At 70.3% G+C, this 16389-nt stretch carries 19 protein-coding genes, 3 pseudogenes and 1 riboswitch; of the genes and pseudogenes, 14 read left to right on the forward strand and 8 right to left on the reverse strand.

The window, feature by feature from the left end; genetic code table 11:
* Positions 1-3: 3 nt before the first annotated feature.
* The 3 genes and pseudogenes from AC4H2G_RS11170 to AC4H2G_RS11180 all read right to left on the reverse strand — a co-directional run.
* Positions 4-132 (reverse strand): annotated as a pseudogene (locus tag AC4H2G_RS11170) (cation transporter); the annotation flags it as partial.
* Positions 98-1156, reverse strand: coding sequence for a cation diffusion facilitator family transporter (locus AC4H2G_RS11175; protein ID WP_494365840.1), 1059 nt, complete (start codon positions 1154-1156; stop codon positions 98-100). The gene AC4H2G_RS11175 and the pseudogene AC4H2G_RS11170, both read right to left, overlap by 35 nt.
* Entirely contained in the window at positions 1153-1527 is a 375-nt protein-coding gene (locus AC4H2G_RS11180) for an ArsR/SmtB family transcription factor (protein ID WP_494365841.1), read from the reverse strand. Before AC4H2G_RS11180 ends, AC4H2G_RS11175 begins: the two co-directional genes overlap by 4 nt.
* Between AC4H2G_RS11180 and AC4H2G_RS11185 the strand changes: the two are divergent.
* Positions 1483-1719: pseudogene (locus tag AC4H2G_RS11185) on the forward strand (hypothetical protein); the annotation flags it as partial. The gene AC4H2G_RS11180 and the pseudogene AC4H2G_RS11185 overlap by 45 nt on opposite strands.
* Positions 1610-2323: pseudogene (locus tag AC4H2G_RS11190) on the forward strand (transposase); the annotation flags it as partial. The pseudogenes AC4H2G_RS11185 and AC4H2G_RS11190, both read left to right, overlap by 110 nt.
* Before the next feature lie 396 nt (positions 2324-2719).
* Here AC4H2G_RS11190 and AC4H2G_RS11195 read toward each other — a convergent pair.
* Positions 2720-3304 carry a TetR/AcrR family transcriptional regulator gene (locus tag AC4H2G_RS11195; RefSeq protein ID WP_494365842.1) on the reverse strand — a complete coding sequence of 195 codons (585 nt, stop codon included), beginning with the start codon at positions 3302-3304 and terminating at the stop codon, positions 2720-2722.
* Between the two features lie 86 nt (positions 3305-3390).
* Here AC4H2G_RS11195 and AC4H2G_RS11200 point away from each other — a divergent pair, with 86 nt between their 5' ends.
* The 7 genes from AC4H2G_RS11200 to AC4H2G_RS11230 all read left to right on the forward strand — a co-directional run bounded on the left by AC4H2G_RS11200 (position 3391) and on the right by AC4H2G_RS11230 (position 11577).
* Positions 3391-4791: an MFS transporter gene (locus AC4H2G_RS11200; RefSeq protein ID WP_494365843.1), complete on the forward strand. Its 1401-nt coding sequence runs from the start codon at positions 3391-3393 to the stop codon at positions 4789-4791.
* 662 nt (positions 4792-5453) lie between these two features.
* Positions 5454-5840 carry a four-helix bundle copper-binding protein gene (locus AC4H2G_RS11205; protein WP_494365844.1) on the forward strand — a complete coding sequence of 129 codons (387 nt, stop codon included), beginning with the start codon at positions 5454-5456 and terminating at the stop codon, positions 5838-5840.
* A gap of 68 nt (positions 5841-5908) precedes the next feature.
* Entirely contained in the window at positions 5909-6340 is a 432-nt protein-coding gene (locus tag AC4H2G_RS11210; RefSeq protein ID WP_494365845.1) for a DUF6153 family protein, read from the forward strand.
* Between the two features lie 98 nt (positions 6341-6438).
* A complete protein-coding gene (locus AC4H2G_RS11215) occupies positions 6439-7062 on the forward strand; it encodes a DUF305 domain-containing protein (protein WP_494365846.1) in 624 nt (207 codons plus the stop codon).
* Between the two features lie 111 nt (positions 7063-7173).
* Positions 7174-8061 (forward strand): F510_1955 family glycosylhydrolase, encoded by an 888-nt coding sequence (locus AC4H2G_RS11220; protein ID WP_494365847.1) that lies wholly within the window; start codon positions 7174-7176, stop codon positions 8059-8061.
* A gap of 149 nt (positions 8062-8210) precedes the next feature.
* Positions 8211-8369: riboswitch (cyclic di-AMP (ydaO/yuaA leader) on the forward strand.
* Positions 8369-9172: a C40 family peptidase gene (locus AC4H2G_RS11225; RefSeq protein WP_494365848.1), complete on the forward strand. Its 804-nt coding sequence runs from the start codon at positions 8369-8371 to the stop codon at positions 9170-9172. (Overlaps the previous riboswitch by 1 nt.)
* 110 nt (positions 9173-9282) lie before the next feature.
* On the forward strand, positions 9283-11577 hold the full coding sequence (locus tag AC4H2G_RS11230; protein WP_494365849.1) for a heavy metal translocating P-type ATPase: 2295 nt from the start codon (positions 9283-9285) through the stop codon (positions 11575-11577).
* Here AC4H2G_RS11230 and AC4H2G_RS11235 read toward each other — a convergent pair.
* On the reverse strand, positions 11568-11744 hold the full coding sequence (locus AC4H2G_RS11235; RefSeq protein ID WP_494365850.1) for a hypothetical protein: 177 nt from the start codon (positions 11742-11744) through the stop codon (positions 11568-11570). The genes AC4H2G_RS11230 and AC4H2G_RS11235 overlap by 10 nt on opposite strands.
* Before the next feature lie 57 nt (positions 11745-11801).
* Here AC4H2G_RS11235 and AC4H2G_RS11240 point away from each other — a divergent pair, with 57 nt between their 5' ends.
* The 3 genes from AC4H2G_RS11240 to AC4H2G_RS11250 all read left to right on the forward strand — a co-directional run bounded on the left by AC4H2G_RS11240 (position 11802) and on the right by AC4H2G_RS11250 (position 12937).
* Positions 11802-12020: a hypothetical protein gene (locus AC4H2G_RS11240; RefSeq protein WP_494365851.1), complete on the forward strand. Its 219-nt coding sequence runs from the start codon at positions 11802-11804 to the stop codon at positions 12018-12020.
* Positions 12021-12052: 32 nt separating this feature from the next.
* Positions 12053-12529, forward strand: coding sequence for a hypothetical protein (locus AC4H2G_RS11245; RefSeq protein ID WP_494365852.1), 477 nt, complete (start codon positions 12053-12055; stop codon positions 12527-12529).
* A 96-nt stretch (positions 12530-12625) separates the two neighbouring features.
* Complete coding sequence (locus AC4H2G_RS11250; RefSeq protein WP_494365853.1) at positions 12626-12937, forward strand: DF family (seleno)protein; 312 nt, start codon at positions 12626-12628, stop codon at positions 12935-12937.
* A gap of 20 nt (positions 12938-12957) precedes the next feature.
* Here AC4H2G_RS11250 and AC4H2G_RS11255 read toward each other — a convergent pair whose 3' ends face one another.
* Both AC4H2G_RS11255 and AC4H2G_RS11260 read right to left on the reverse strand, forming a co-directional pair.
* Entirely contained in the window at positions 12958-13482 is a 525-nt protein-coding gene (locus tag AC4H2G_RS11255; RefSeq protein WP_494365854.1) for a DUF2306 domain-containing protein, read from the reverse strand.
* Positions 13483-13515: 33 nt separating this feature from the next.
* Positions 13516-13890: an ArsR/SmtB family transcription factor gene (locus AC4H2G_RS11260; RefSeq protein ID WP_494365855.1), complete on the reverse strand. Its 375-nt coding sequence runs from the start codon at positions 13888-13890 to the stop codon at positions 13516-13518.
* Positions 13891-13973: 83 nt separating this feature from the next.
* Between AC4H2G_RS11260 and AC4H2G_RS11265 the strand changes: the two genes are divergently transcribed.
* Positions 13974-15392 carry an FAD-dependent oxidoreductase gene (locus tag AC4H2G_RS11265; RefSeq protein ID WP_494365856.1) on the forward strand — a complete coding sequence of 473 codons (1419 nt, stop codon included), beginning with the start codon at positions 13974-13976 and terminating at the stop codon, positions 15390-15392.
* Positions 15389-15889: a GNAT family N-acetyltransferase gene (locus tag AC4H2G_RS11270; RefSeq protein ID WP_494365857.1), complete on the forward strand. Its 501-nt coding sequence runs from the start codon at positions 15389-15391 to the stop codon at positions 15887-15889. The genes AC4H2G_RS11265 and AC4H2G_RS11270 overlap by 4 nt, the downstream gene beginning before the upstream one ends.
* A gap of 61 nt (positions 15890-15950) precedes the next feature.
* Here AC4H2G_RS11270 and AC4H2G_RS11275 read toward each other — a convergent pair whose 3' ends face one another.
* Entirely contained in the window at positions 15951-16388 is a 438-nt protein-coding gene (locus tag AC4H2G_RS11275; RefSeq protein ID WP_494365858.1) for an arsenate reductase ArsC, read from the reverse strand.
* Position 16389 lies beyond the last annotated feature (1 nt).

The following is a 16389-nucleotide window of genomic DNA, read 5'->3' on the forward strand; positions in this document are numbered from 1 at the left end:
ACCACTCAAGGTGACGCCGTCGAGCCGGTTGAGCCTATTCTCGATCCGCATGGCGCACGAGGCGCAGGTCATCCCGCCGATCTCTAGGGCGTGTCTCTTAATCCTCTGTGGGGGCGTTGACGCTCTCGGCAGGGCGGGGGGTGATCTGGGCCTCGCCGACGGACGGGAGCGCGTGGTGCAGGGCAGCGCTGGCTGCGTCGGTGATCTCTGTCGCCCGGGCGAAAGTGGCGTCGTCGACAGGTGTGATGGATGCGCTGACGTGCAGGCGGTGGCCGCTCCAGCGCAGGCGGACGTCCTCGACGTGGTGGATGCCTGGGGTGTGTTCGAGGGTGTGGCGAGCGCGAAGGGTGAGGTCGGGGTCGACGCCGTCCAGGAGGCGACGGCCGACATCGCGGGCGGTACCCCAGAGCAGGACGAGGATCGCGGCGGTGATGAGCAGTCCGACGATCGGGTCGGCCAAGGGGAATCCGGCCCAGACACCGATCACGCCGAGGACCACGGCCAGGGAGGTGAAGCCGTCGGTGCGTGCATGCACGCCATCGGCCACGAGGGCCGCTGATCCGATACGCCGCCCGACCCGGATACGGTAGACGGCCACGGCTTCGTTGCCGGCGAAGCCGATGACGCCCGCGGCCAGGACCCAACCCAGATTCTCCAAGGGCTGCGGATCGGCCAGTCGTCGGATCGACTCGACACCGGCAACGACAGCGGACAGGGCGATCATCGCGACGATGAACAGTCCTGCCAGGTCTTCGGCGCGCCCGTATCCGTAGGTGTATCGGGTTGTCGGTTGACGACGTCCCAGGACGAACGCGATCCACAGGGGGACGGCGGTCAGGGCGTCGGAGAAGTTGTGGATGGTGTCGGCCAGGAGGGCCACGGAGCCGCTGATCGCGACGATGCCGAGCTGGGCCAGGGCGGTCAGCCCGAGCACGACCAGGCTGATCTTGACGGCACGGATGCCGTGGCCGCTGGCCTGCAGGGCGTCGTCGATGGAGTCGGCAGCGTCGTGGGAGTGCGGGACGAAGACCTCGTGCAGCCACCCTGAGAACCCGCTGGGATGGGAGTGATCATGCGGATGCTCGTGGTCGTGCCCGTGCGGATGGGGCTCGTCGTTGTGGACGCGAGCGTGACCCAAGGTCGTGTCCCTGCTCATCGGATGGCCCCATGATGCGCGCTGCCGGTTTCGTGGTGGTGGGGGCGGTCCTCCACGGCGTGCTGGGCCTGGAAGACCGCCTGGGTCACGAGTTGGCGGGCATGTTCGTCGACCAACGAATAGAAGGACCGGTTGCCGTCCTGGCGGGCCTTGACGATCCGCCCCCAGCGCAGCTTCGCGAGGTGCTGGGACACCGCCGTCGGAGACTTGCCCACCAGCTCGGCCAGGTTGTTGACCGACAGCTCCTGCTCGCGCAGCGCAAGAACGATCCGGACCCGGGTCGCATCGGCCAGCAGCGAGAACACCTCGACCGCCAGGTCGACGTACTGCGACTCCACCCCGAACGAACACGACTTCGTACCTTCACTCATGCGCAGATACTACGATGCTTCGATGTCGAGCTCGAGACACCGTGTTCTGAACGACGAGCAGTGGCAGCGGATCGCCAACCTCCTGCCGTCGAACTCCGGGCAGCGGGGCCGCCCCTTCGCCGACACCCGACGCGTGATCGAGGGATCATCTACCGCTACCGCACTGGAATCCCCTGGCGAGACCTACCCCGTGAGCACTTCGGGCCATGGCAGACCGTGTGGAAGCGCCACCGACGGCACCTGGGACCTGGTGCTTGCCCGGCTGCTCGGCGAGGCCGACGCCGCGGGCAAGATCAACTGGAACGTAACGGTGGACGCCACGATCAACCGTGCCCATCACACGGCACCAACACGACCCGCCCGGAGCAGGACACAGGGGACGACGTCGAACTACACACCGACGCCGGTCGGTTTCATCCACAGCCCACTCGGCGGTGAGCGCGAACCGGCAGGTCACGGCATCGGTAGCTCCCGTGGCGGGCTGACCACGAAGATCCACGCCGCGGTCGACGGACGCGGTCGCCCGCTGTCGATCGTGGTCACCGGCGGGCAGCGCAATGACGGCGCGTTGCTCGAAGACGTCCTGGCCGACATTCGAGTCCCACGCCTGGGGCAAGGTCGGCCGCGCACCCGCCCGGACGCGGTGAACGCCGACCGCGCCTACACCAGCGGCAAGACGCGCCGCATGCTCGCCGCCCGGGGCATCAAAGCCGTGATCCCGCAGAAGTCAGACGAGATCGCCGCCCGCAGGCGCAAGGGCTCGGCCGGCGGGCGGCCACCGAAGCTGGACACCGTGACCTACAAGGGACGCAACGTCGTCGAACACTGCTTCGCCCTCGCCAAGCAGTGGCGCGCCCCTGGCGACCAGGTACGACAAGCTCGCCATCACCTGCCGCGCCGCCGTCGTGCTCTCAGCCTGCATCACGTGGACACGGATATAAGAGACACGCCTAGCTCGACGAACGTCCCCGGTGACGGGGCGGCCAGTGCCGTCATGAGGTCCTCCTTCCGGCCCGGCAGCGTGCTGCCGGGCCGGCGGGTGTGCTCAGTGGTCGTGCGTCGCCGGGTCGTGACCGGCCGCGGGGGTGTCCTCGGGGCCCGCCGAGCAGTGGCGGCACTTCGCTCAGGCTCGAGCCATGACTGTGACCGTCAGCGTCCGACCTGCTTGCTGACCTGCTCGTTGTTGGTCATGTCAGTGGGCGTCAAGCAGGGTGAAGACGGTCTCAGAGATGATCTGGGGCGCGTCAGCGGGGTCAAGGCGGCCTCTGGCGATCTCGGCTCCTGCGCCGTGGAGGACTTGGTGGAGGACGGCGACTTGCCATGAGGTGGGCATGTCGGTGCGGAACAGCCCTTGGTGGCGGCCCCGTTCGATGAGTGATTCGACCCTGGCTGCTGGGGTGTCGTGGAGCTGGCGGATGCGCTCTGGGGAGAGTTCGTCTTCCGCGGCGGCGATGACCGAGCGCGACTGGTCCACGAGCCGCCAGCTGCTGTGGACGAGTCGGGTCAGCGCTTCGCGGGGGTCTCCGTCGAAGTCGACCGCGGCCAGCGTCTGCTCGCCGTGTTCGATCACTCGAGCCACGACCGCCTCGATCAGCGCAGCACGCGAGGCGAAATGGCCGTAGAGCGTCACTCGCCCGAGTCCCGCCTCTTTGGCGATTTCAGCCATGGTCGCGTTCTGCCGCTGTGACAGGCAGATGACCGCAGCGTCGAGGATGCTCTCGACGTTGCGTACGGCGTCGGCCCTTTTGGTGCTGAGCCGCGGTGTTGTGGCCGTCATGGAACTCTCGCTTCCCGTACATGGGTGTATGAGTTATGGTATCAACACGAACTCAAACGCGTGTGTACGACTTAGGAGGGGCTGCGATGACTACTGCGAAGACGACGCCGGAAGCCAGCGAGGTGGTGGATCCGAAGCGATGGATCGCGCTGGCGTTGCTGGGCACGGCGCAGTTCATGTTGATCCTGGACGTCACGGTGGTGGCGATCGCGCTGCCGCAGATGGGTGCGGACCTCAGCCTGTCGCGTGAGGCGCTGACATGGGTGGTTGCTGCATACACGCTGACCTTCGGTGGCTTGATGCTGCTGGGTGGGCGCAGTGCGGACCTGTTCGGGTCCAAGCCGATCGTCGTTGCTGGCCTGCTTGTCTTTACCGCTGGCTCTCTTATCGCCGGGCTCGCTGAGAACGGCGGGTTCCTGCTCGCTGGACGGGTCACGCAGGGCCTTGGTGCGGCGATGCTCTCTCCGGCGGCTCTGTCGGTGGTGGTGCGGTTGTTCGCCGGCGATGAGCGCAACCGCGCCCTGGGCATCTGGTCGGCTCTAGGCGGCGGTGGTGCCGCGGTCGGTGTGCTGTTGGGTGGGCTGATCACCGCCGGACCGGGATGGCCGTGGGTGTTCTTCATCAATATCCCGGTCGGCCTGATCGTCCTGTTCGGCCTCCTGCGCGTCCTGCCACCGCTGCCCCCGTCACCCGGGCCGCGACCCTCGCTCGATGTGCTCGGTGCCCTTCTGGTCACAGCGGCGACGGGCTCGGCGATCTATTCGCTGACCGTCGCTGGTGAGATCGGCTGGACCAGCACACCCACGCTCATCACCGCGGGTGCTGCGCTGGCGTTATACCTGCTGTTCGGCTGGCGACAGAAGTCCGCAGCGTCTCCCCTGATGGACCTCGGCCTGCTGGCCCGACGCCCGGTGGGGGCGGGCGTGTTCGTGATCATGATCGCCACCGCACTGATGGTCGCGGTCTTCTTCCTGGGCACCTTCTACTTCCAGCAGTCCGCCGGCCACGGCCCGCTGGCGACCGGGCTGCTGTTCCTGCCCATCGCCCTGGCCACCATGACCGGCGCGAACCAGGGCGGACGCCTCATCGGACGCCTGGGAGCTCGCACCCTCGGAGCTACCGGCATGATCATTGCGGCCATCGGACTGCTGGTGCCCGCCCTGTGGGCGACGACGGTAGCGACAACGATCGGCGTCAGTTTCGGCGCCTTCGGAATCGGTGCGCTGTTCGTGGTGGCCTCGGCCACTGCGCTGGGTCAGATCGGCCCGGAAGAAGCTGGCATCGCCTCAGGCCTGCTGAGCACCTTCCACGAGTTCGGCGCATCCATCGGAGTGGCCACCGTCTCCAGCATCGCCGCGCTCAGTCTCGTCGCCGGCGGAGGCGACACAGGCTTCCAGCGGGCATTCCTGTTCGCTGCCATCGCTGCCGCTGTCGCCGCCGTGATCTCCGCGTTCGCGATCCCACCACGGCCGGCAACCGCCCCCTAGAACGCCTCACCGAGGGGCCGACACATTGCATCAGATTCCGTGCGACAGCACCTGGACCCTCTCGGGCCGCACCTTGGCCGACGGGCCGAGGCTGTGACCGAGCACCCCGGTGCGGTCTCGGTCCGGCTCGATGACGCAGCGGTCTGGAGCCAGACGTTGCCGTGGTCGCACGGCACCGTCCCCGATGCGGCGGGCCGGCCGGAATCGTGGTTGACGACAGCCTGGCCGTCGTCTCCGTGCTGCGGCACAATGCGGCGGTCGCGGTCGTGCTTCACCGCGCGGCCGCAGCCCGTCGAGCCGCGGCGGCCACTGGGACGCCGCGGCTCAGGGTGCCCACGTCGCACGCACCGTGCTGCACGCCCTTGCCACGCGCCAGCCACCCTGGCCCCCACCTGCTCGGCGCCGGTTCATTATGAGCCGATACCGTGCCCAGCTCGCCAGGGTCGGGCGGGGGCCGTCGAGAAGCATCACCGGCCGTGACGCGCGCGCTGCACGCACTGCGCGAGGACCTGCACCGGCCGTGACGTGCACCCGGCCCTTCCGGCTGGGTGTGAGCGGCGAGTGGTGCGCGCGGTTCGTATGGTGGATCGGTGCTCACCGTCCAGCGTCGGGCAGGTCGGCCGCGGTGGGTCGAGGAGGTCGTCATGAGCGTGACGCGAGAGATGATCGAGACGTTCCCGGGCCAGGGGGTCGCTCCGCTATCGGAGCTGGTGACCTGCATCGACGCGTGTGTCGAGTGCGCCCAGGCGTGCACGGCCTGTGCCGACGCGTGCTTGAGCGAGGAGCACGTGGGCGAGCTGCGCCGGTGCATCCGGCTGAACGCCGACTGCGCTGACGTGTGCGCCACGACCGCCGCGGTGCTGACTCGTCAGACGGCTGCGGATGTGCAGGTCCTGCGCGCGGTGTTGCAGGCGTGCGTGGCGGCGTGCGCCGCGTGCGGGGCCGAGTGCGCGAAGCACGCGCAGATGCACGAGCACTGCGCGGTGTGCGCACGCTCGTGCCGCGCGTGCGAGCAGGCGTGCCAAGAGCTGCTCTCCGCCCTCGGATGAGCCCGAGGCGGGCCCGGCCTTGGAAGAACTGCGGAGGCAGTGGTTAGGCTGACCCAGACATGAACCTCATGGCCACGTTCCGTTCGCTGCTCGCCGGTCGCCGGCGAGGGCTTTCGGGCGTCCTGCTGATCGCCGCGCTCCTGCTGGGCGTCGTGACGATGCACGCGATGAGCGGGTCGGCCAACACGCACGTGGGTCCCGCGGCGGCGATCATGACCAGCCCCGACCACCACGACGCCCCCACCTCAGAGGTCGGGACGCAGGAGGCCGGGGCGCACGGACACGACGCGCCGGGCGGGTGCACCGACTGCGGGGGCCACGAGATGGCGTCGGCCATGTGCTTGATGGTGCTGGTCGCGCTGCTGGCCTTCACCCGCCCGGGAGCGAGCCTGCTGGCGCGTCTTGCTCCGGTGTGGTCGTCCCTGGTCGAGGCTGGCCGGACCCCGACGGTCGCCGGTGGCGCACCGTCGCTGCACGTCCTAGGGATCTCTCGGACGTAGGAACCGCACGCCGTCGACGCGCGCGTCGACCGTTTCACGCCCCCTTTTCTGCGGGGCCCGTGTGTGGTTCCTAGTGCTGAGTTGAGAGGTCCTTTCCCATGAACTTCAAGCGTGTGCTTGTTCCAGCGATCGCGCTGGTGACCGCCGCGAGTCTTGCGGCGTGCTCGAACGACGACGATCCTGGGCACGACATGGCGTCGATGTCCTCCTCGACCGAGGCCGGGGAGCAGGAGAGCCCGGCAGAGGGCGACTGGTTCAACCAGCAGGACGTCGACTTCGCCCAGATGATGATTCCTCACCACGAGCAGGCGATCGAGATGTCCGACGTCATCGTGGCCAAGGAGGGCGTCGACCCTCAGATCACCGACCTGGCGAACCAGATCAAGGACGCCCAGGGACCCGAGATCGAGCAGCTGACGACCTGGCTCGGGGAGTGGGGCTCGCCGCCGCCGGAGCCCGACTCGATGGACTCCATGGACCACGGGTCCATGGACGGGATGATGAGCGAGGAGGACATGCAGGCCCTGCAGGACGCGCAGGGCGCCGAGGCAGGACGCCCATTCCTCGAGCAGATGATCGTCCACCACCAGGGAGCCATCGAGATGGCTCAGACCGAGGTGGCCGAGGGCAGGAACGAGGACGCTGTCGCGATGGCGCAGCAGATCGTCGACACCCAGCAGGCCGAGATCTCCACCATGGAAGACCTGCTCGCCTCATTGTGACCCTCGCCCCGCGGGGCGTGCTGCGTCGCGCACGCACCGTGGGCCCCTTGACGAAGGACTGCCTCGATGGACCTAAAGAGATGGGCGAGTAGGTGGGCAGCAGCAGGAACCGTGCTGCTGCTGGCTGCCTGCACCCCGACTCCGCCACCTGCGAACACCCCCACGAGCCAGCCGCCGCAGGACGTGGCCGAGTTCGGCCACGTGCACGACGTACAGGTCGGCCCGGTCGACCCCACCATCTTGGTCGCGACCCACACCGGGGTGTGGACTGTGCCGGGTCCGTTCGGCGACGAACCAGTGCGGCCGCAACGCACCGGAGAGGGCCGGCAGGACACGATGGGCATGACTCTCGCGGTCGATGGCACCATCTACGCCTCCGGCCACCCGGCGCCGGGTGAGCAGACAGAGTTGAAGGCGCCCAACCTGGGCCTGATTCGCAGCACCGACGGTGCCGCGACCTGGGAGCAGGTCTCCCTAGCCGGGGAGGTCGACTTCCACGCATTGAGCACAGCGACTACCAGCGCGGGCACCGTGCGCGTCGTCGGCCTGGACTCGGCTACCTCCCGCCTGCTGATCAGCGACGACTCCGGAGCGACCTGGACACCGGGGGCAACCGTGCCGGCTCGCGACGTGCACGTCATCGACGCCGACCCGGACACCGTCCTGGTCACCACACCGACAGGCCTACAGGTCAGCCACGACGCGGGACAGACGTTCACCCCGGACCGGGACGCACCCGCCCTCTCGCTCGTCGAGGCAGGGCTCGGGGCCGAGCTGATCGGCCTGGACACCAACGACACTGTGTGGACCAGCGCCCCAGGCCTGGAGCCTTGGACCGCGCACGGAACCGCTCCCGGCCAGGTGCAGGCCATGACCTACGTGCCCGACGACAGCCCCGGGAACCAGCCGTGGATTCTCATCGTCACCGACACCGGCCTGTTCACCAGCCACGACCTCGGCGCGAGCTGGGACCCGGTGCTGAGCCAGGAGGTCGGGTGAGACGCCGGTCGATTGCGCGGCGGGAGACGAGAACCGTCCCACCTGCCGCGATCCACCCGTGCCCGCACGGTCGCGCGCGGCGAACCACCCCATGCTCCTCGCGGGACATCCGCGAGGGATCCAAGAGAGCGCCGAACCCTGTCACCTCTTGGAGCACACCACCAACACCCATGACAGGGACGGGGGAACCACTCAACCGGGCACCACGGTGCCCTCGGGGTGAAGCCGCACCGCACCCAGCGGTGAGGCCGGGTCACTCTCCGATCCGAACCCGACAGCTCACCCCGCAGGCGCGAAGGAGAACACCATGACCGTACGAAAGCCGGGACGCCACCGCGCGTCCCACCGACCCATCACACCCCTGACCCCGATAGCCCGCGCAGCCCAGGAAGGAGCAGCCAACACCGCCCGTAAGGGCGCCCTGCTCGCGGCCGGATCTGGCCTGCTCGTGTCCGTGTTCGCGGCACCGGCCAGCGCCGCACCGAGCACCGACCGCCCCAAGGCCGTCTCCAGCGTCGACCTGAGCGCGCTGACCGAGCCGGCCCGCCAGGCGCTCAGCGCCGCCCCAGCGGTCACCGTCTCAGCCGACGCCGCGTTCGCGATCGAACAGGCACCGGTCGCGGTCACCCCCGCCCCCGAGCCCGAACCCGAGCCCGAACCGGAGCCGGAGCCGGAACGCCAGGACCGCTCGTCCCGCAACCAGGAGCGCGCTCCCGCCCCGCAAGAGCAGGCGGGCACCGCTGCAGCCCAGGCCCCGGTCGAAGCTCCGCCGTCCGCGGCGGGCTCGGGCGTGGTCAGCGACGCGATGCAGTACCTCGGCGTGCCCTACCAGTGGGGCGGCACCACACCGGCAGGGTTCGACTGCTCCGGGTTCACGTCCTACGTGTACGCCCAGGTCGGCATCAACCTGCCCCGCACGTCCTCCGAGCAGCGGTATGCCGGCACCGTCATCTCCCGCGACCAGGCACAACCCGGTGACCTGATCTGGAGCCCGGGCCACATCGGCATCTACGCCGGGGACAACATGCAGATCGAGGCACCCTCACCTGGCAAGACCGTCCGTTACGGGCAGATCTGGCAGTCCAACCCGACGTACATCCGCGTCGGCTGACGCGTGAAGGGCCCCACCGGCCAGGTGGGGCCCTTCGTCGCGGGAATACCCCTAGGGGGTATAGTGTTCTTGGCGTACCCGGTCGCACTGTCAGGAGAGGAAGGTCGATCATGAAGCCTCACGGTCACGACGAGCATGGACCGAGCACGGCCCATCATCACCACCCCGCACCAGCCTCCGTCGACGCCGACGGCGACGACCGGGCCCCCTCGGGTGGTGCGCCCGACCCGGGCCACCACGGCGAGGTGCACCCTGGACGCGCCGATCGGCACAGCCAGGGCCACGAGCATGCGCAGCACGGCAGCCACGACGGGCACCCTGAGCCCGCCGGCCACGAGGGCCACGAGGGCCACGAGGGCCACGAGGGCCACGGTGGGCATGGCGGGCATGGTGATCACGTCGGGCAGTTCCGCCGGCTGTTTTGGATCATGCTCGTCCTGGCGGTCCCGGTGGTTGCGACGTCGAGCATGTTCGCGATGATCCTCGGGTACGAGCTGCCCGACGTGCCAGGTCTTGGTCTGGTCTCTCCGGTGCTCGGCACGGTGATGTACGTGTGGGGCGGGCGCCCGTTCCTGACGGGCGCGGTCTCGGAGGTCCGCTCGCGCAAGCCCGGGATGATGCTGCTCATCGGCCTGGCGATCACCGTCGCGTTCGTCGCCTCGTGGGGCGCGAGCCTGGGCCTGCTCGACCACCAGCTCGACTTCTGGTGGGAGCTCGCGCTGCTGATCGTGATCATGCTGCTCGGCCACTGGATCGAGATGCGGTCCCTGGCGCAGACGACCTCCGCCCTGGACTCCCTGGCCGCGTTGCTGCCGGACGAGGCTGAGCGGCTCGAGGGTGATGACGTCGTCGCCGTAGCGCCTGGCGATCTGCGAGTAGGAGATGTCGTCGTGGTCCGCCCCGGTGGCCGGGTCCCGGCCGACGGCAAGGTCGTGGACGGCGCCGCGAGCATGGACGAGTCGATGATCACCGGTGAGTCGCGCACCGTGCGCCGCAGCAACGGTGACCTGGTCGTGGCCGGCACCGTCGCGACCGACTCGGGTCTGCGCGTGCAGGTCACCGCGGTCGGGCAGGACACGGCACTGGCCGGTATCCAGCGCCTGGTCACCGAGGCGCAGAACTCCACCTCGCGCGCCCAGCGTCTGGCGGACACCGCGGCTGGGTGGCTGTTCTGGTTCGCCCTCGGCGCCGCGGTGCTCACCGCTGCGGCATGGACCGTCCTCGGGATGCCGGACGACGCCGTGATCCGCACGGTGACCGTCCTCGTCATCGCCTGCCCTCACGCCCTGGGCCTAGCGATCCCTCTCGTGGTCTCCATCGCGACCGAGCGCGCGGCGCGCGGCGGCGTCCTGATCAAGGACCGGCTCGCGCTGGAGAGCATGCGCACCGTCGACGCGGTGCTGTTCGACAAGACCGGCACCCTGACCAAGGGCGAGCCCACGGTGACCGGCGTCGAGGCGACCGGCGACCACGACGAGGACACCGTCCTCGCGCTGGCGGCAGCCGCGGAGTCCGACTCCGAGCACCCGCTCGCCCGCGCCATCGTCCGCGCCGCCCGCGACAAGCGCCTGCCCGTGGCCTCCGCTCAGGACTTCCAGTCGTCCCCGGCGGTCGGCGTGCGCGCGAGCGTCTCGGGCCGCAGCGTGGAGGTCGGAGGGCCCAACCTCCTGCACGAGCGGTCCGTCCAGGAGCTGGCGATCGCCGATCGGTGGCGCGAGTCGGGAGCGATCATCTTGCACGTCCTCATCGACGGGCAGGTCGCGGGCGCTCTGCGCCTGGCCGACGAGATCCGCACCGAGTCCCGCGAGGCGGTCGCCGCGCTGAACCAGCGTGGCGTGCAGGTCGTGATGATCACCGGCGACGCCGAGGCCGTGGCGGCATCCGTCGCGAACGAGCTCGGCATCGAGCGGTACTTCGCCGGCGTGCGGCCCGAAGACAAGTCAGCCAAGGTCCAGCAGCTGCAGAGCGAAGGCCGCAAGGTCGCGATGGTCGGAGACGGCGTGAACGACGCCCCGGCACTGGCCCAGGCGGACGTCGGCATCGCGATCGGCGCCGGCACCGACGTCGCGATCGCCTCGGCCGGAGTCATCCTCGCCAGCGACGACCCCCGATCCGTGCTCTCGGTCATCGAGCTGTCGCGGGCGAGCTACCGCAAGATGAAGCAGAACCTGTGGTGGGCAGCGGGATACAACCTGATCTCCGTCCCGCTCGCCGCCGGAGTGCTCGCGCCCATCGGCTTCGTCATGCCGATGTCTGTCGGTGCACTGCTCATGTCCGCATCGACCGTCGTCGTCGCGCTCAACGCCCAACTCCTGCGACGTCTGGACCTGCGCCCCGAGACGAGCACCCGGGCCATCCTTCGCCAGCCCGCCGTCGATGCCGAACACCAGGACGTTCACGCATGACCGCTCACCCTTCCGGCGCCCGCGCGCAGCCGCCCACCGGCGGCGCTCGGCACGCCGTCCCCGGCCTGACCGCCTGCCGCCTGTGCGCTGGCGAGACCCTGGGAGAAGACGACCCCCGCCCCGGTGGCCAGCTCGAGCGAGTCCGCGAGATCGCATCCAATGGTCACGCGCACCTGACACTCGTGGACTGCCTCGACGCGTGTGAACGTGGAGACATCCTCGTCGTGCGACCCACACCTGAGGTGCGGGCGAGGCAACGCCCGGTCTGGTTCGAGCGCCTCGCGGGCGACGACCTCACCACCGAGCTGCAGAACTGGCTGCGCGCCGGAGGCCCTGGGATCGCTCCGCTGCCCGAACCCCTGCGTCCCCTCGTTCTGCACCTCCAGCAGCAGCTGCCGCCCGACCGCGCCCCGGGGCCGGCAGACGTCAACGCCGGTGTGTAGCGGGCCCACTCGCCCGATGGAAGGATGCTCGGATGGCGGACCCGGTGTGGGAGGAGATCGACCTCGAGAGCGCTCGGAACCATGCCCGGGCGGTCGTCGACGGCGCCGCCCCAGCGGACGAGCGCACCATCGCCCACCACGTCCGCAACAACGCCTCAGTCGTGCTCGTGCGGGCCGACCCCCACGGCGCATGGGGCTTGCTCTACATGTGCACGACGGCGGGAGCACGCGCGGACTACTCGAGCACGCTGCTGGACCTGGCGGCCGAGCACACGATCCACGTCGGAAGCGCCGCCCCGCAGTACGGGCAGGGGCCACGACTGCACTACGCGGCAATCCGAGCCGCAGGCATCACCACCGCCCGAACCCGGCAATCGGGTGAACCGTGGCGCACCCTGACCGCAGACGACAGCGGCTGGATCTTCGACGTTCGCGTGACCGACGACTTCCACGATGCGACTGCGTACGAGTTCGAGGCTCCCGACGGAACCTGGCACCCAATCACCTGACAGCGTCCGACGCGCGACGTGCGACGCCTCGCAGGCGAGGTGAGCGCCGGACCGCCACGACCACAGCACCACCTGCAGAGCGAGGAGGATAGACCGATGAAGGTCGAGCTTCAGGTCGTCGATGCGTGTCCGAATGAGGCACCCGCCCGGGACGCGCTGCGCCGGGCTCTGGACCAGGCCGGCATCGACGTGCCGATCGTTACCGTGGTCATCGCGGACGACGAGCAGGCCCAGAGGTACGGCTTCCACGGGTCGCCGTCGTTCCACGTCGACGGGCAGGACGTGTTCCCCCTGCCGGGGGCTCGTCCTGGTGTGGCGTGCCGCGTCTACCCCACGAGTGCAGGTCTGCGCGGTGTTCCCGACGACGAGACGCTGGCCGCCGCTGTCGCGGCCCGGGCCGCGCGCTGACCGAGCTCGACCGACCCGACCTACGGTGTCGGCGCCGGTTCGCGCGAGGCTGTCGGGTGGTGTGGGCGGTGTCGTCGCATCGCCCAGACCGTGAGCGGTGTCCCGATCGCCGCGGGCAGGAGCCAGAACGACCAGGCGGGCAGCCGTTCCCACACCGGCAGGTGCGGTCCGTTGTCGACGTAGAACGCCGTCAGCATCGCGATGTAGGCCAGGCCCATCCACGCGATGTGCGCGCGGTCGCTGCCGCCTCGGCGCCGGTTGCGCCACCCGAGGGCCGCGGCGGTCAGCGCGACGCCTCCGAGCGCGGCCAGGTGGATGGTGGCGGGCCAGCGGATCACCACCATGACGACCATGGAGCCGAAGAGGGCAGCGATCCCGCCGAGGAAGACTCGCCCTGCCCCGACGTGCCACCGCCCGCCCTTGCGCGCGACCATCGCCACCAACCCGGCGAGGACCGCTGTCAGCCCGGCAGCGATGTGCACCAGCAGCGCGAGGTCGAAGATCGGGCCCGCGTCCGGCTCCGGTAGCCCGGGGATGTCGATCACCGCCGCCTCCAGGAGGCGAGTGGTTCTGCTGGGTCAGCTGCTCGGGGCTGTGTCGGTGAGCGAGGTCGCGAGCTGGCCGAGTGCGCCGGGGACCAGCGAGTAGTAGGCCCATCGTCCACGCTGCTCGCGGTGAAGCAGGCCGGCGTCGACGAGGATCTTGAGGTGGTGGCTCACGGTGGGCTGAGCCAGACCGACGGGTTCGGTCAGGTCGCACACGCACGCCTCCCCACCGTCGTGCGCGGCGACGATCGAGAGCAACTGCACCCGGGCGGGTTCGCCGAGCGCCTTGAACACGCGGGCCAGGTCGCGCGCCGTCTCGGGGTCGGCGGCGTCGCGCACGAGCGGCGCGCAGCACCCGCCCGTCGCAGAGGTGTCCGGTGCCCCGAGGGGGAGCGCGGTGGTCGTCATGGCCCTATCTTGCCATGTATCGACGTTTATGGATACGGTGGCGTCCTGTCGTTGATCGAAGTTTGTCGATGCGAGGAGGCGTGATGGGCGAGGTAGTGCGGAACGAGCTTCCGGTCGTGGTGATCGGTGCGGGTCCGGTGGGTCTGGCGGCGGCGGCGCACCTGTTGGAGCGCGGCCTGGAGCCGGTGGTGCTGGAGGCGGGTGAGGGTCCGGGCGCGGCGATCGCGTCGTGGGGTCACGTGCGGTTGTTCTCGCCGTGGCGGTACGACGTCGACGCCGCGGCGCGGCGCCTGCTGGAGCCGACGGATTGGGCCGAGCCGGACCCGGACACCCTGCCGACCGGCGGGGAGTTCGTCGGGCGGTACCTGGCGCCCCTGGCCGCGACGCCGCCGATCGCCTCGCGGCTGCGCACCGGGACGCGGGTGCTGGCCGTGGCGCGTGACGGCGCGGACAAGACGCGTTCCCTCGGGCGCGAGCGGAGCGGCTACCGAGTGCGCACGGTCGGTCCGGACGGACAGGTGCGCGACGTGCTGGCCCGCGTGGTGATTGACGCGTCGGGCACGTTCTCGACGTCGAACCCGCTGGGCGTGTCCGGGCTTTCGGCCGCGGGCGAGGTCGAGGCGGCCCGCTTCGTGACCGGGCCGTTGCCCGACGTCCTCGGGGCGCAGCGCGACCGGTTCGCCGGCCGGGACACCCTCGTGGTCGGGATGGGGCACTCCGCGGCGAACACGCTGCTGAGCCTCGTCGAGCTCTCCGAGTCGGAGCCGGGCACCACGGTCACGTGGGCGATCCGCGGCGGCTCGGCGCGGCGCCTGTTCGGCGGTGGGACCGACGACGAGCTCCCCGCCCGCGGGCTGCTCGGCACCCGCCTGCGGGCGGCCGTGGAGGCCGGGAGCCTGACCCTGCTCACCCGGGTCTCGATCGAGCGCCTCGTCCCGGGCGGGGACACCGTGCAGGTCCTGGGCACCGCGCGCGACGGCGCCCTGAACCTTGACGTCCACCAGATCGTCAACGCGACCGGGTTCCGACCGGACCTCGACATGCTGCGCGAGGTGCGCCTGGACCTCGACCCCGTCGTCGAGGCTCCGACCGCGCTCGCTCCGCTGATCGACCCGAACCAGCACTCGTGCGGCACGGTGCCGCCGCACGGGGAGCATGTGCTGTCCCACCCCGACGATGGGTTCTACCTCGCCGGGATGAAGTCCTACGGGCGCGCGCCGACGTTCCTGCTCGCCACGGGGTACGAGCAGGTGCGCTCGATCGCCGCGGCGCTGGCCGGGGACCGCGCAGCGGCGGACGCGGTCGAGCTGAACCTGCCCGCCACGGGCGTCTGCTCGTCCGACCTCGCCCTGGAGGCCGACGGCGAGTCCGCGGGCGGTTCGTGCTGCGGCACCGCACCTGCAGAGCCGCAGCTCGTCACGCTCGGCGTCGGGGCGCCCGTCGGCGTTGGGTTCGCGACCGGCGTGGTGCACGGGCGTTCGGGCGACGGTTTGGACGCGTGAGCCTGACCGTGCGGAGTGCGACCCCCGCCGACATGGCGGGGGTCGCGCGCATCTACGACCACTACGTGGCGACGTCGACCGCGACGTTCGAGCTCATCCCACCGGGTGAAGGCGTGTGGGCGGACAAGTTCGAGGTCCTGCAGGGTGCGGGCTGGCCGTTCCTGGTCGCCGACCTCGACGGCGCCGTGGCCGGGTTCGCGTACGTGGGGCCGTGGCGTCCCCGTCCGGCGTACGCGCACACGGTCGAGGACACGATCTACCTCGACCCCGCCGCGACCGGGCGCGGGATCGGGACCCGGCTCCTCGCCCAGGTGCTCACCGGCGCCGCGGAGGCCGGCGCGCGGGAGGTGATCGCGGTCGTCGCCGACGGCGAGACCGACGCATCCCTGGCGCTGCACCGCCGCGCCGGGTTCACCGACGCGGGACGGCTCGAGCGCGTGGGTCGCAAGTTCGACCGGTGGCTGGGCACGACGCTGCTCCAGAGGACGCTGGCCTGACACGCGCGTCGGCCGGGACCCACGGCGGGGTCCCGGCCGACGCCGTCGTTGTGGAGTGGGGTCAGGCGGTCGCGGTCTGGACGGGCGTGACGCCGAGCTCGTCGAGCAGGGTGAGCACGCGGGTGCGGATCTCGTCGCGGATGGGGCGCACGGAGTCGATGCCCTGTCCGGCGGGGTCGGCCAGGGCCCAGTCCTCGTAGCGCTTGCTGGGGAAGATCGGGCAGGCGTCGCCGCAGCCCATGGTGATGACGACGTCCGAGGCCTGCACGGCGTCGGTGGTGAGGATCTTGGGCTGCTCGGCGCGGATGTCGATGCCGTCCTCGAGCATGGCCTCGACGGCGACGGGGTTGATCTGGTCGGCGGGCGCGGACCCGGCGGAGCGGACCTCGACGGCGCCGCCGGAGAGGGCGCGCAGATAGCCGGCGGCCATCTGGGAGCGGCCGGCGTTGTGCACGCAGACGAACAGTGCGGACGGCTTGACGGTGCTGGTGTCGGTCATG

The sequence above is a fragment of the Cellulosimicrobium sp. BMG9.23 genome (assembly GCF_059159985.1).

Coding starts and splice junctions, on each gene's coding strand:
- AC4H2G_RS11175 (WP_494365840.1), bottom strand. CDS start 1,156: ATGAGCAGGGACACGACCTTGGGTCACGCTCGCGTCCACAACGACGAG.
- AC4H2G_RS11180 (WP_494365841.1), bottom strand. CDS start 1,527: ATGAGTGAAGGTACGAAGTCGTGTTCGTTCGGGGTGGAGTCGCAGTAC.
- AC4H2G_RS11195 (WP_494365842.1), bottom strand. CDS start 3,304: ATGACGGCCACAACACCGCGGCTCAGCACCAAAAGGGCCGACGCCGTA.
- AC4H2G_RS11200 (WP_494365843.1), top strand. CDS start 3,391: ATGACTACTGCGAAGACGACGCCGGAAGCCAGCGAGGTGGTGGATCCG.
- AC4H2G_RS11205 (WP_494365844.1), top strand. CDS start 5,454: ATGATCGAGACGTTCCCGGGCCAGGGGGTCGCTCCGCTATCGGAGCTG.
- AC4H2G_RS11210 (WP_494365845.1), top strand. CDS start 5,909: ATGGCCACGTTCCGTTCGCTGCTCGCCGGTCGCCGGCGAGGGCTTTCG.
- AC4H2G_RS11215 (WP_494365846.1), top strand. CDS start 6,439: ATGAACTTCAAGCGTGTGCTTGTTCCAGCGATCGCGCTGGTGACCGCC.
- AC4H2G_RS11225 (WP_494365848.1), top strand. CDS start 8,369: ATGACCGTACGAAAGCCGGGACGCCACCGCGCGTCCCACCGACCCATC.
- AC4H2G_RS11230 (WP_494365849.1), top strand. CDS start 9,283: ATGAAGCCTCACGGTCACGACGAGCATGGACCGAGCACGGCCCATCAT.
- AC4H2G_RS11245 (WP_494365852.1), top strand. CDS start 12,053: ATGGCGGACCCGGTGTGGGAGGAGATCGACCTCGAGAGCGCTCGGAAC.
- AC4H2G_RS11250 (WP_494365853.1), top strand. CDS start 12,626: ATGAAGGTCGAGCTTCAGGTCGTCGATGCGTGTCCGAATGAGGCACCC.
- AC4H2G_RS11260 (WP_494365855.1), bottom strand. CDS start 13,890: ATGACGACCACCGCGCTCCCCCTCGGGGCACCGGACACCTCTGCGACG.
- AC4H2G_RS11265 (WP_494365856.1), top strand. CDS start 13,974: ATGGGCGAGGTAGTGCGGAACGAGCTTCCGGTCGTGGTGATCGGTGCG.
- AC4H2G_RS11275 (WP_494365858.1), bottom strand. CDS start 16,388: ATGACCGACACCAGCACCGTCAAGCCGTCCGCACTGTTCGTCTGCGTG.